The sequence below is a fragment of the Streptomyces ipomoeae 91-03 genome (assembly GCF_000317595.1).
In the GTDB taxonomy this organism is placed as follows: domain Bacteria; phylum Actinomycetota; class Actinomycetes; order Streptomycetales; family Streptomycetaceae; genus Streptomyces; species Streptomyces ipomoeae.
Genome location: NZ_AEJC01000017.1, coordinates 1 through 13,523, shown reverse-complemented (window position 1 = coordinate 13,523; position 13,523 = coordinate 1). Strand labels below are relative to the sequence as shown.

General features: G+C 70.1%; 10 protein-coding genes. 5 read left to right on the top strand and 5 right to left on the bottom strand.

The window, feature by feature from the left end; translation table 11 throughout:
- Nucleotides 1-71 precede the first annotated feature (71 nt).
- Nucleotides 72-2,192, top strand: a complete 2,121-nt coding sequence (locus tag STRIP9103_RS01070; RefSeq protein ID WP_048819482.1) for a SpoIIE family protein phosphatase — start codon at nucleotides 72-74, stop codon at nucleotides 2,190-2,192.
- A gap of 34 nt (nucleotides 2,193-2,226) precedes the next feature.
- On the opposite strand, the gene STRIP9103_RS01065 is transcribed toward STRIP9103_RS01070, so the two are convergent.
- Entirely contained in the window at nucleotides 2,227-3,945 is a 1,719-nt protein-coding gene (locus STRIP9103_RS01065; RefSeq protein ID WP_009294008.1) for a DUF2264 domain-containing protein, read from the bottom strand.
- A 129-nt stretch (nucleotides 3,946-4,074) separates the two neighbouring features.
- Complete coding sequence (locus STRIP9103_RS01060) at nucleotides 4,075-5,121, bottom strand: rhamnogalacturonan acetylesterase (RefSeq protein WP_009294004.1); 1,047 nt, start codon at nucleotides 5,119-5,121, stop codon at nucleotides 4,075-4,077.
- 191 nt (nucleotides 5,122-5,312) lie between these two features.
- Here STRIP9103_RS01060 and STRIP9103_RS01055 point away from each other — a divergent pair, with 191 nt between their 5' ends.
- Complete coding sequence (locus STRIP9103_RS01055) at nucleotides 5,313-7,019, top strand: rhamnogalacturonan lyase B N-terminal domain-containing protein (protein WP_009294022.1); 1,707 nt, start codon at nucleotides 5,313-5,315, stop codon at nucleotides 7,017-7,019.
- Between the two features lie 44 nt (nucleotides 7,020-7,063).
- Here STRIP9103_RS01055 and STRIP9103_RS01050 read toward each other — a convergent pair whose 3' ends face one another.
- Entirely contained in the window at nucleotides 7,064-7,297 is a 234-nt protein-coding gene (locus tag STRIP9103_RS01050; protein WP_009294013.1) for a hypothetical protein, read from the bottom strand.
- Nucleotides 7,298-7,650: 353 nt separating this feature from the next.
- On the opposite strand from STRIP9103_RS01050, the gene STRIP9103_RS01045 reads away from it, so the two are divergent.
- A complete protein-coding gene (locus STRIP9103_RS01045; protein ID WP_009294006.1) occupies nucleotides 7,651-8,025 on the top strand; it encodes a VOC family protein in 375 nt (124 codons plus the stop codon).
- Between the two features lie 123 nt (nucleotides 8,026-8,148).
- Complete coding sequence (locus tag STRIP9103_RS01040; RefSeq protein ID WP_009294010.1) at nucleotides 8,149-8,691, top strand: GNAT family N-acetyltransferase; 543 nt, start codon at nucleotides 8,149-8,151, stop codon at nucleotides 8,689-8,691.
- Between the two features lies 1 nt (nucleotide 8,692).
- Here STRIP9103_RS01040 and STRIP9103_RS01035 read toward each other — a convergent pair whose 3' ends face one another.
- Together STRIP9103_RS01035 and STRIP9103_RS01030 are read right to left on the bottom strand one after the other, a co-directional pair.
- Entirely contained in the window at nucleotides 8,693-10,105 is a 1,413-nt protein-coding gene (locus STRIP9103_RS01035; RefSeq protein ID WP_009294002.1) for an RICIN domain-containing protein, read from the bottom strand.
- A 1-nt stretch (nucleotide 10,106) separates the two neighbouring features.
- The gene (locus STRIP9103_RS01030; protein ID WP_009294017.1) at nucleotides 10,107-11,207 is read right to left on the bottom strand and encodes a glycoside hydrolase family 43 protein; all 1,101 of its coding nucleotides are present in this window, start codon (nucleotides 11,205-11,207) and stop codon (nucleotides 10,107-10,109) included.
- 245 nt (nucleotides 11,208-11,452) lie between these two features.
- Between STRIP9103_RS01030 and STRIP9103_RS01025 the strand changes: the two genes are divergently transcribed.
- A partial coding sequence (locus STRIP9103_RS01025; protein ID WP_009294012.1) for a hypothetical protein occupies nucleotides 11,453-13,523 on the top strand: 2,071 nt, incomplete at its 3' end.

The following is a 13,523-nucleotide window of genomic DNA, read 5'->3' as shown; positions in this document are numbered from 1 at the left end:
CGACATGTCCCGCATGCCGTCACCGCCTCACGGACGTACCGTCCTGATATGGGCGTGAGGTGCTGCGCGACGTGAATGGGCCCGACAGACGGCCGGACGCGGCTGATCCGCTGAGCCAGGCGCTGGCGGCGGCCGTGCACCGCACCGGTGCGAGGGCCGGGTGCGTCTATCTGCTGGATCAGGCGGAGTCGGTGCTGTGCCTGGTCGCCATGTGCGGCGCGCCGGTCGAGACCTTCCGGCCGTGGTGGCGGGTGAGGCTCGCCTCCCCCGGTCCGACTCCGGACGCGGTACTCCAGGACCGGCTCATCTGGGTGAGTTGCCAGGAGGAGTTCACGCGCCGGTACCCGCGTGCCGCGGCGGTCACTCCGTACCGACTGGCGTTCGCCGTAGTCCCGCTTCGAGGTGTCCGCCACCGCTGGGGTGCACTGCTGCTGATGTGGCCGTCCAGCCGTCCGGCCCGGCTCTCCCGCCGCGAGCGTGGACGCATCACCGCCGGCGCCCGGCACATCACCCGGGTCCTGGACGATGCCGCTCCGGCCCCGGTCATTGCGGACCGGCCCCGCTTCGTCCCCCCGCACCACGCCGACACGCGGCAGGCACCGCCGGCGCTCGCCGCGGCCCACCTGGTCGAACGCCTTCCCCTCGGCGCCCTCGCCCTGGACCTGGAAGGTCGGATCACCTTCGTCAACACCGCTGCCGCCGAGCTTCTGGGCAGGCCAGCGGAGCTGCTGCTGGGCACCCAGCCGTGGGAGTCACTGCCCTGGCTGGACACCGTCGCGTGCATGGACGCCTACCGCGCCGCCGTGACCAGCCGCGAGCCCTTCGTCCTGACCGTCCTGCGCCCACCGGCGCAGTGGCTCGACCTCCGCCTCCACACCGACGAGAGCGGCACCAGCGTCCTCGTCACCCCGCGTCGCGCCGCCGACCATCCGTCCGACCCCGCCGACGCCCAGGCGGCACTCACCGGTGCTCCGGGCCTGAACCGCATCCACCTCCTGGTGTATCTGGCGGCCGCGCTGACCGAGACCGTGGGCGTTCAGGACGTCGTGGATCTGGCCGCCGACCAGATCCTGCCCTCCTTCGATGCCCACGGCATGATCATGTCCACCGTCGAAGCCAACCGCATACAGATCATCGGGCACCAGGGTTACGCCCCCGAGGTCATCGAACAATTGGACGGCCTGCCGGCGGACGCCGATCTCACCCCCGCCGGACGTGCTCTGGCCACCGGCGAACCTTCCTATTTCGCGGATCGCGCGGAGCTGGCCCGCGCCTGCCCCGAGGCGCCGCAGATCAGTGGCAAGCAGGCCTGGGCGTTCCTGCCGCTGATCACCTCCGGGCGCCCCATCGGCTGCTTCGTCCTCGCCCACGACCACCCTCACCGCTTCACCGCCTCCGAGCGCTCCGTCCTCACGCCGCTGGCCGCTCTCATGGCCCAGGCCCTGGACCGCGCCCGCCTCTACGACGCCAAGCACAGCCTCGCCCACGCCCTCCAGCGGACCCTTCTGCCCCATGCCCTGCCCGCCGTGACCGGGCTCGACGTCGCCGCCCGCTATCTGCCCGCCAGCCACGGCATGGACATCGGCGGCGACTTCTACGACCTCATCCGCCTCACCGACACCACCGCGGCAGCCGTCATCGGCGACGTGCAGGGCCATGACGTGACGGCCGCCGCCCTCATGGGCCAGGTCCGCACGGCCGTCCACTCCCATGCCACCGCCGGTGCCACTCCCGACCAGGTCCTCGCCCGCACCGACCGCGACCTGGACGATCTGAGTACCGATCGTTTCGTGTCCTGCCTCTACGCCCACATCGACCTCGCCCGCCATCAGGTGACCCTCGCCAGCGCCGGCCACCCTCCCCCGCTCGTGCGACACCCCGACAACCGTGCCCATACCGTGGACATCGACCCCGGCCCTCCCCTCGGGATCGGCCTGGGAGCCCCCTCCTACCCGCTCACGGCCCTCCCCCTGGCCGACGGGGCCCTCCTCGCCCTCTACACCGACGGCCTCGTGGAAATCCCCGGCACCGACATCGGCCGGACCATGGCCGACCTCGCGCAACACCTCGGGACGTCCGGCGGCCTTCCCCTGCACCACCTCGTCGACAGCCTCGTCCGCCGCACTCGCCCCACGAACGGGCACACCGACGACATCGCCCTGCTCCTGCTCCGGCCCACGAGCGGCTCCTGAGACCGCGGCCCGCGGTGGGGGGTCCGGGACCCGGTCACCCCTCGGCGCGCTCCAACCGGAACCGCGTCTCGGAGCCGTCCGCCCAGGTCACATACAGTTCCGTCCCCTCCACACGCACCGACGCCAAGTCCGCCAGCGGGCGGGGATCCCGTTCGGCGGTGAGGCGGGCCAGGGCGACGAAGAGGGTGTCGCCCTCGGCGGTGACCCCGGTGAGCTCGTCGTCGAGACCGACGACCGGCAGGAGCTCGGCTCGAACACCGTCCTTCTCCCACGCTCGAATCCCCCCGCGCGGGGGGACCCCCATCGCCCACCCGGTCACCCGCACCTCCGTCCCCGGCTCCGCCCCCGCGACCAGATGGGCGCGCACCTCCACGGCCCCCCGCGCGAGCACGACACTGGTCACGCGCACCCCCTCGCCCACCGTGTGCCGGGACGCGACCCAGCCGTCCCCCACCCCCAGCGGCTCGATGTCGACACGGCTCGCGTCGCCGCCGACGATCACGCTGTTGTCGTACGACTCCGCGGGCTCCGTCAAGGGCACGGGCACCGTCACCGTGGAGTACGCGAACCGTGTGTAGAACGGGTCGTAGCGGACGTCCTCGCTGCCGTGGTTGTGGAGCCGGACCACCCCGTCCGAACCGGTCGACTGCAGCAGCCAGTTGGGCGGACCCATCGGCCGCAGCTCGTCCCCGCGCTCCACCGGCCCCGCCTCCTCCGTCGCCGTCCACACCTCGTGGTCCGGCGGCAGCAGCAGGCCGAGGAAGCCCTTGCTCGCCCAGTACGGGGAGGCCGAGCCCGAATAGCCCTGCAGGACGGCGGAGTCGGGCCCGTGCCAGCCCAGCGACAGCAGGCCCCGGTCGTCGACGGCGCCCCGGTCGAGGAAGTACTTCAGCGCGCCGGAGGCCAGCCGCCGGGTCTCGCCCGGAGAGAGCGGGGTACGGCCGGTGAGGGCGCCGAGCCAGAGCGGGACCGTGGTGGCGAAGCGGTAGGTGAGGGAGCGGCCCTGGTGCAGGGGGGCGCCGTCGCCGCCGAACAGGCGGGCGTAGTCCTCCAAGTGGCGCGACAGCCGGCCGCCGTACAGATCCAGCAGGCGTTCGTCGTGCGCGAGCCAGGCGTGCAGCACCGGGTAGAGGTGCATCGCCCAGCCGTTGTAGTAGTCGAACTTGCGGCCGTCGCCGTCGGTGTACCAGCCGTCGCCCAGGTACCACTGCTCGATGCGGTCGAGCCGCTGGTCGATCACCCGGCGCGCCAGCTCCGGTTCATGGCCGATCTCTTCGAGGAAGCCGCCGACCGTGACCGGGAACAGCTCCCAGTTGCAGGGCCAGGGTTCGGCCGTGAGCGCGTCGCCGAGCCAGTCCGCCGCGCGCTGTCGTACGGAGTCGTCGAGGCGGTCCCACAGCAGCGGTCGGGTCAGGCGGAGCGCGAAGGCGATGGACGCGGCCTCCACCAGGGGCTGGCTGCGGTCCTCGATGCGTGGCCACACGCCCGAGACCCCGGCCGCGAGGCCGTCACCGTACCGCGCGAGCGTCTTCTCGTCCCGGCGGAAGGCGGCGAGGAGCAGCGTACGGGCGTACCCCTCCAGCCCGTCCGAGAGCCGGCCCGACCAGCTCGTGCGGTCGCCGGGGAGCTGGTACAGGGCGCCGTCGGCCGTGGCGTAAGGCTCCACGGCGGCCAGCAGCGAGTCGGCGGCGGCCTCCCAGTGGGCGCGGGTGTAGCCGGTGTACGGGCTGAGGGTGTGGTCCTCGGGGGGCATGCCGTGGCGCTTTCTGGTTCGTCCGACTCGTCTGTGTCTCAAGGATTGTCCGGCGCCGCGAGACCGTCCGTCCCGTCGCCACCGCTGGAACCTGGGGCGCCCCGGTTCCGGTCGAGGCGCCCCAGGGGCTCATCCCACCCTGGTCTTCCCCTCCGGCACCAGACCTTGTGCGACGAGTTCGTCGCGGACGAGGCCGGCGTAGACGGTGGCGCCGTGGACGGAGGTGTGGGTGTTGTCCCGTTTCTCGTTGTAGAGGTAGAGCGCCTTGGAGCCCTCGGTGCCCAGGGACTCGACCAGGGCCTTGGTCTTGGCGGTGAGGTCGATCAGCGGCACGTCGTGGGCCGCGGCGACCGAGCGGGTGACCGCGGGGTGGTCGACGCCGAGGCCGTTGACCAGCAGGGCGGTGTTGTTGTTCAGGGTGCCGTCGGAGTTGAACCAGCGGCGGACGATCGGGGTGACCAGGACCGGCCTGCCGCCCTTCTCACGGACGCCCGCGACCAGGGTTTCCAGGTTGGCGCGGTAGGTGGCCTCGTCGGTCTGCTTGTCGTTGTGGGCCAGCTGGATCAGGACCAGGTCGCCGCGGCGGATCAGCGGCTGGACGGTGGCCCACAGCCGGGAGTCGGCGAGGTACGACACCGTGCTCTCGCCGGAGTCGGCGTGGTTGGCGACCGAGACGCCCTTGCGGAGGTACTGCGGGAGCTGCTGGCCCCAGCCGGAGTACGGGTCGCCGGGCTGGTCGCAGACCGTGGAGTCGCCGACGAGGAAGATCTGGCGGGCCCGCTTGGCGGGGGTCACGCGGATGTCGGCCAGCGCGGGTGCCGAGCCGCCGATGACGAGGTCCAGGCCGGGGGTGCCGTCGGGACCGGTGGGTTCGCCTTCCGGGGTGCGGACGTCGACGGTGAAGCTGCGCGACACCCGCTCCCCCGCTCCCGTGGCCGTCTCGGGCAACAGCGACCGCCGGGTCTCACCGCTGACACGTGTGCTCGCCGCGGTCTCGCCGCCGAGGCGGACGGTCACGTCGTAGGTGCCGGCGGGGACGTCGAAGTGGCAGGCGTTCGCGGCACAGTTCTCCAGGCCCAGCGCGGCGGGCCGGCCCTGGTGCGCCTGGGCCGGTACGGCCGTGAGGACGGTACCCAGGGTCGTCGCCGTCAGCGCGGCGACGGTGAAACGTCTCATTGCGGCTCCTCGGGAGGATGACAAGACCCGGCGGCTGGACCGTACATCGTTTGACAAGCGCTTTCTAGATGTCGGCTCGTTTTCACAAGATTGCCAACTTCCTCGCAGTGAAAGCCCTTTCGCGAAATCGATTCAACTGTCACCCTTCCGAATCACCCGCACTCCCCCCACACCTCCCAAGGAGGCACCCCATGTCCGGATCCACCGACCGACCGGCACTCGGCCCGACCGACCGACCGGCGCTCGGCCGGCGCGGCTTCGTCCTCGGCACCGCGGCCACCGCCGCCGGTGCCGCGCTCGCCGGGCCGCTCGCCGGCACGGCCCGCGCGGCGGCGTTCGGCTACACCGACGACGGCACCAACTACGTCATCGACACCGGCGCGAACCTCGTGTTCAAGGTCAGGAAGAGCAACGGCGACCTGTCGTCGCTCGTCTACCGGGGCACGGAGTACCAGGGCTACGGCGGCATGAACTCGCACATCGAGTCCGGTCTCGGCAGCTCCACCGTGACGATCCGGCAGTCCGGCTCGACGATCCTGGTCTCCGTCACCTACGGCACGCTGAAGCACTACTACGCGGCCCGCAGCGGCGAGAACAACATCTACGTCTGGACCAACAAGGCCGACACCTCGGTCTCGGCGACCCGCTTCATCCTGCGGGTGAAGGCGGGCCTGTTCCTCAACGACGAGCCCGACTCGTACACCTACGCGCCCACCACCATCGAGGCCTCGGACGTGTTCAGGAAGTCCGACGGCCAGACCCGCTCGAAGCACTTCTCCAGGCTCCGGGTCATGGACTACAACTACGTCGGCTGGTCGGCGAACGGCGTCGGCCTGTGGATCGTGCGCAGCAACCACGAGAAGGCCTCCGGCGGCCCCTTCTACCGCTCCCTGCTGCGCCATCAGAGCGCGGACGGCGGCGGCCTGTACGAGATCCTGTACTACGGCCAGAACCAGACCGAGGAGCAGCGGTTCGGTCTCCAGGGCCCGTACGTCATCGCCTTCACGGACGGCGGGGCGCCCTCCTCGTCGCTGTTCCCGGGCACGCTGACCACCTCGTGGGCGGACTCGCTGGGCATCTCCGGGTACGTCGGCGCGAGCGGCCGGGGCCGGGTCGCGGGCGTCGGCATCACGGGGCGGAACACGTCGTACGCGTACACGGTGGGGCTCGCCAACTCGGCGGCGCAGTACTGGGGTTCGGCACGCTCGTCGGACGGCTACTTCTCCATCCCGGGGGTGCTGCCGGGGACGTACACGCTGACCGTCTTCAAGGGCGAGCTGGCGGTCTACACGACGTCGGTGACGGTCACGGCGGGCGGGACGACGACGCTCAACTCGATCGCGATCCCGTCGTCCAACGACCCGTCCAACGCGAGCGCGATCTGGCGGATCAACGACTGGAACGGCACGCCGAGCGGCTTCAAGAACGCCGACCTGATGACGTACGCGCATCCGTCGGACGTCCGGGCGGCCTCCTGGACCGGCAATGTGGTGATCGGCAGCGGCACCGAGACCTCCGCCTTCCCCTGCTACCTCTGGAAGGACGTGAACAGCGGTCTCCTCGTGTACTTCCGGCTGACCGCCGCCCAGGCCGCCGCCGCGCACACCCTGCGGATCGGCGTGACGACGGCCTACGCCAACGGCCGGCCGCAGGTCGTCGTGAACGACACCTGGACCTCGGCCATCCCCTCCCCGCCCACCCAGCCGAACACCCGGTCGCTGACGAACGGGTCCTACCGGGGCAACAACCACACGTTCACCTACAGCGTCCCGGCGTCCGCCTGGCTGACGGACACCAGTCAGTACAACGTGCTGAAGATCAACGTGGTGAGCGGGTCGGGGACGACCTCCTACCTCAGCGCGGGGACGTCGATCGACGCGATCGATCTGCTGGCGTGACGTGATGGGCCATCGGCCTGATCGATCAGCGATCTGATGGGCCATCAAATACACTGCGCCCACCGCCGGTTCGGGCTGCCGTTGCACATGTACGGGATGACGGCGGCCGAGGCGGCGGTGGGCGCGCCGTTCCCGATCAGGCCCACCGCCTCGGGGGCGGGATGCCCTCGAACGGGGCCGGTGGCCCCCGGCCGTCCGTTGCCGTCCTGGTCGGCTCGCGCGGCCTCGCCCTGCCCCTGTGACAGCTCGATGGCGGACGCGTCGCCAACATGGGTCATGCGTTCTTCCTGGTGGTCGTGATCAGTTCCGCCGGCGCCTCGACCGGGAGTGCGGCAGATGTCAGCCGTTGCCGGGCATCCCGGTGAGCGGCGACCCCGTCACCGTCCTCGATGCAGAGCGCCGAGGCCAACCCCTCGGTAGGGGCAACGTCGAGGTCGGCATGCGGGCCCGGAACCCGGTGTTGACGTTCGGACGCTTCGCGTGAGCGGATGGCGGATCCCGCTGCCGCCTCCGTTCCGGGTGAAGCCCGGCGGCGGTCCGGCGTGCCGCCGCGCATGCCCGCCCCGGTGGCGGGTACGGACCCTCCCGCAGGGGCGTCGCGCAAGCGGCCGAAGAGCGAGGGGCGTCGGAAGTGATTCGAAAGCTGCAGGCTGTCGCGCTGGACTGCGCTGATCCGGTACGGCTCGCCGAGTTCTACGCGGATCTGCTCGGTGGCCGGGTGGTCGCGGACCCGGAGGTTCCCGACTGGGTCGAGGTGCACGGGTTCGAGGGGATACCGCTGGCCTGCCAGCGGGTGGACGGCTGCCGACCGCCCGAATGGCCCGGTCAGGAGCGCCCGCAGCAGCTCCACCTGGACTTCGACGTGGACGACCTCGACGGAGAGGAGAAGCGGGCGCTCGCCCTCGGCGCGACCGTGCTGGAGCGGACGGACCAGCTCCGCCCGGGGGCCAACTGGCGGGTCTACGCGGACCCGGCCGGCCATCCGTTCTGCCTCTGCCTCCACTGAGTCCATCGGGCCCACGGCCCTCGCTCATTGGCTGCCGCCGCCTGTACAGGCGCTACGCTCCACCAACTGGGCCGGCCTCCAATTCGTTTGCCCCACGCAGGTCCGCTCGGATAGGAAGCCTGCATGCTGAAGGGCGACAAGGTCGGGCTGAGGGCCCGGCACGAGGACGACATACCGGTCCTGCGGGCCGAGCTCTACGACGACGTGGTCAACGCCTCGCGGGCCGAAAGCGGGCCGTGGCGGCCGATCACGCCCGGCTCGAAGGACCCGCGACTCGTGGTGGACGACAAGGAACAGGGGCATGTCCCGTTCTCCGTGGTGGAGTTGGACGGCGGCACGCTGGTCGGCACCGCGACGCTGTGGGGCATCGACAACCACAACCGGTCCGCGCATATCGGCTTGGGGCTGCTGCCGGCCTCGCGCGGCAAGGGCTACGGCACCGACGTGGTCGCGGTGCTGTGCCACTACGGTTTCGTCGTGCGCGGCCTGCAGCGGCTGCAGATCGAGACGTTGTCGGACAACACCGCGATGCTGCGCGCCGCCGAGCGCAACGGCTTCGTCCGCGAGGGCGTGCTGCGTTCCTCGGCCTGGGTGATGGGCGAGTTCCTGGACGAGGTGCTGCTCGGGCTCCTCGTCCAGGACTGGAAGCCGGACTCGAAGGGCTAGATCAAGTCCCGCGCGTCCACTGCTGGTTCGTACCGCCGTTGCACGTGTACGTGATCACGGCGGCGGAGTCGGCGGTGGACGCGCCGTTCACGTCCAGGCACTCGCCGGTCGCACGGGACTTGACGTTGACGTAGGAGCCGGTGGTGGTGAGGGACCACTGCTGGTTGGTCGCCGAGGAGTTGCAGGTCTCCTGGGTGACGGTGTTGGCGTTCTCCTGGACGCAGAGAGAGCTGTGCCGGGTCACCAGCTGGTAGTAGCCGCTGCCGACGGACTTGAACCAGTACTTCTGGTTGTTGCCGCCGTTGCAGGTGTACTGCTTGATCTGGGCGCCCGCCCACTGCGACTGACTCGTGACATCGGCGCACTTGGCGGAGTGGCGGGCGATCAGCGTGTTGTAGGTGGCACTGGTGCCGCTGATCGTGCCGGTGGCGGTGTCGATCGTGACCTCCGGGGACCAGGACATGGACATCGTGGTGGAGGTCGGGAAGGTCAGCGGCAGCCAGACGTAGCGGGAGTCGTTGACCGTGCCGCCGAAGGAGTTGCCCCAGCGGTCGCCCATGTAGAGGTACGAGGTGGTCGACGTGCCCTGCACGGGCAGGACGTACGCGGTCTGCGAGCCGAACGCGGTCGAGTCGCCGACGTTGGTCATGGCCGTCCAGGGGCCCGCGATGTTGGTGGCGGTGGCGTACTGCTGCTGGTTGGGGTTCCAGCCGGTCGCGCCCGAGGTCAGCATGAAGTAGACGCCGCCCCGTTTGAACAGGGCCGGGGCCTCGCGGTGGCCGCCGTGCCAGGGATCGGCGACGAGGGCGGCGATGCCCGTGTAGTCGGATGTCAGCCGGTAGATCTGGAGGTCGTAGTTCTCGCGGGCCGCCGAGATCATGTAGCCGGTGCCGTCGGTGTCCACGAAGACGGTGATGTCACGGGACATGTGCTGGCCGAGCGGACGGAAGCTGCCGAGCCAGGTGTAGTTGCCGTCGACGGTGTCGGAGACGGCGACGGCGGCGCGGGCCTCGCTGTAGTCGACGCCGTTCTCCTTGTGCATCCACATCACGAACTTGCCGGTGGACGCGTTGTACATGACCTTCGGCCGCTCGATGTTGGCGGTGGCCAGCTCGGGGTCGGTGGCCTCGGTCAGGACGTGGTTGCGGAACTCCCAGTTCTTCAGGTCCGTGGAGCGGTAGGCGGACACGTACCGGAAGGTGTTGTCGGAGTTCCGGTTCTCGCCGAACCAGTAGTAGTACGAGCCGACCTTGATGACGCCGCCGCCGTGGGCGTGCAGGGCGCCTCCCGAAGTATCGGTGAACTGGGTGCCGTTGGGGACGGTCTGCGGCGCCGCCTGGGCGGGGCCGGCGGTGACGAGGGCGCCGGCCAGCGCGAGACAGAGCGCGAGGAGTATCGCGTACGCACGTCTCATCTCAGCTCTCCTTCCGAGAGCTCGGGGTGGGGGTGTCGGCGACGGGGACGCCGAAGTCGGGCGTGCCGTCGGGCTTCCAGCCGAGGCGCTGGATACGGGTGTGGCGGTTGGGGTCGTTCAGCGGGTCGCCGACGATCTCCTTGTACTGACGGGCGTGGTAGACGAGGACATCGGTGCGGCCGTCCTCGGCGACGGTGAAGCAGTTGTGGCCCGGCCCGTACTGCTTGGTGGTGTCGTTGCTGGTGAAGACGGGCGTCGGCGACTTCGACCAGTTCGCGGGGTTCATGAGGTCGGCGTCCGCGTCGACCGTCAGCAGGCCCATGCAGTAGTTGAAGTCGGTCGCGCTCGCCGAGTACGACATGAACAGCCGGCCGTTGCGCTTGATGACCGACGGGCCCTCGTTGACCTTGAAGCCGATGACCTCCCAGTCCAACTCGGGGGTGCTCAGCCGGACCTGTGGTCCCGTCAGGGTCAGCGGGTCGGCCATCTTCGACAGCCAGAGCGCGGTGTTGTTGTCCATGCCGGGCTCGTGCTGCGCCCAGGCGAGATAGCGGGTGCCTCGGTGGGTGAAGGTGGTGGCGTCGAGGGAGAAGGTCTCCCAGGCGGTCTTCAACTGGCCGCGCTCGACCCAGGTGCCCTTGAACGGGTTGGGGTGGCTGTTCTCCAGGACCCAGATGCGGATCGCCCAGATGTCCTCGGCGGGCGCGGAGGCGAAGTAGATGTACCACTTGCCGTCGATGTGGTGGATCTCCGGCGCCCAGATGTGCGCGCCCATGACACCGGTGGCGTGCTTGCGCCAGATGACCGACTCGGACGCGGTGGACAGCCCGCGCAGGGTGCGGGATCTGCGCAGGATGATCCGGTCGTACTCGGGCGCGGTGGCCGTGAAGTAGTAGAAGCCGTCGCGGTGGCGGTGGATGTGCGGGTCGGCACGGTTGCGGACCAGCGGATTGACGTACGGGGCCGCCGCGCCGGGACCCGCCGGGGAGCTCGCCGCGTGGGCGAGGCCGGCGGGCATCGCCGTGAACGCGCCGGCGGCGAGGGCTCCCTTGAGGAGCAGCCTGCGGTTGGGGGGCTCGGGGAAGTCGTGCTCGCGGCTCATGCGGTCTGCCTCTCTGCAGTGCACTGCGGTGGGGGGACACAAAAGAAAACAGAAACGTTCGACATTTCGCACAAGATCAGTCATTCCGAACGGCGAAAAGGTAAGGGTGTGGTACGCCCAGGTCAACGGGTCGGACGAGACGAACACAAGCTCACAGGAACGAACCGATGGGTCGAACCCGGGCGGCAACCAGGGCTTCGCGAAATTTCTGTTATCCGGATGAGCCCCCGGCCGTCTCCGAGGTCGTGCGCAGCCAAACCCACAAGACAGCGGCGGCGGCCGGAGCCCTGGCCGTCACCGCCCTCATGCTCGGAGCCCCCACCGCGACCGCCGCGGGCCCCCGGGACGTGACCGCCGACGTCCTCGCGGACCGGAACGTGACCCTGAACGGCGACACGGTGGTGACCGTGCCGGCCGGGACGACGACGTACGACGGCGTCTTCGGCGGCACCGGAACGCTCACCGTCCGCGGCACCGGAACGCTGGTCCTCACCAAGGACAGCGACTTCACCCTGCCGAAGTCACGGCAGCGGCAGAAAGTGAGCGTCCTCGGCGGCAACCACCCGTACGTCACCACCACCAACCCCGATCCGCCCACGATCACGGTCGAGCGCGGGGCGACCCTGCAGTACGGCAACGGCGGTACGACCGGGCTGATCGGCCACTTCCCGTACAACACCCCGGCGTTCCGGCTCAACCAGGACAACATCCGGGTCGACGGCACCCTGCGGCTCTCCCTCAAGAGCGCCTACAACCTGGGCACGATCAGCGGCTCCGGCCTCATCACCCAGCCCCGGTTCCTCTGGGGCACCTGGGACCTGTCGGGCACGCACCCCTTCTCGGGGGTCATCGACAACGGCACCCAGGTGAACGCCGGACGCCCGGAGTTCGCGACCTCGCTGCCCCGCGTCCGCAAGGTCCTCAACCAGGGCACCTGGACCGTGGACACCCCGCTGGGCCAGACGGTCACCATGGGCATGGACTTCTACCAGCGCGAGTACGGCAGCGACATCAACGTCCAGTCCCGGCCCGGCAGCAAGGTGATCCTCACCGGCCAGTACAGCTGGTCGAACCAGGGCGGCGACACCAACCCCTCGCTCAGCGACCCCGCCCTGAACTGGACGCCCGCACGGAAGAACGTCAACAAGCGCGGCACCAACATCAAGGGCGCCAACGTCCAGTGGGGCGACGGCACCACGAACAAGATCTTCATGCCGGGCACCGCCAAGACGGTGTACATCAACCTCCTCGCCGCCCGCTCCCGTTCGCTGCTCACCTTCGCCTACAACGGGCCGGTGACCCTGGGCGCCCCCATCGGCGGCGGCAGGTTCCACGACACGCTCTCCGCGCCCGGCGCCGGGGACATCGTCATCAAGGGCACCAAGGGCAACGACGTCACCTTCGCCGCCGTGCAGTACTACAACGGCTCGACGACGATCCAGAAGGGCGCCGTGCTGCGACTGGGCAGCGGCAAGAAGGGCGGCGACGGCGGGCTCTACACCAAGGGCGACCTGTACAAGGTGGTCAACAACGGCTCGCTGGTCGTGCGGAACGTCTCCACTCCCGTGACCCTGTCCAAGGTCGGCGGCAGCGGCTCCCTCACCCAGTCGGGCGCCGCCACGACGACGCTGACGGGCGGCGCGGTGACGTACACCGGGAACACGACCGTCACCAAGGGCACGCTCGCGCTCCGCGACGGGGCGACTCTCGCGCGCAGCAAGGCGATTCGGCTCACCACAGCCGGGGCGAGGCTCGACGTGGGCACGGCCGGGCTGAAGGTCACCAGGTCGCTCTCCGGCAAGGGCACGGTGAAGGGCTCGGTGACCAACACCGGCACGGTCGTCGCCGGTCTCACGGTGACCGGCGGCTACACCCAGGGCAAGCAGGGCGAACTGGTGCTGCGTAAGAAGCCGTTGAAGGTGAACGGGGCGGTGAAGCTGGCCGGCGGGCTCGACTTCGCCGCGCTGGGCGAGGTCGGCGGGCCCGCCGAGAAGATCACCGTGATCAACCACACGGGCAGGAGCAAGAACACCGGTACGTTCACCGGCCTGCGCGAGGGCGCCAAGGTCAAGCCGGCCGACACCACGTACCGGATCAGCTACAAGGGCGGCGACGGCAACGACGTCGTCCTCACGGCGACGAAGCCGGGCACCTCATCGGTCGCCAAGTCCGCCACGGGCTCCGGCGCCGCCTCCGCCTCCGGCGCCGAGGACACCCACACCCAGAACGTCGGCGCCTCGGCCGACAGCGGCCTCGGCTGGTGGCCGTACGCCCTGGCCGTCGGCATGCTCGCCGGCCTCGCGGTGCCGATGAGCA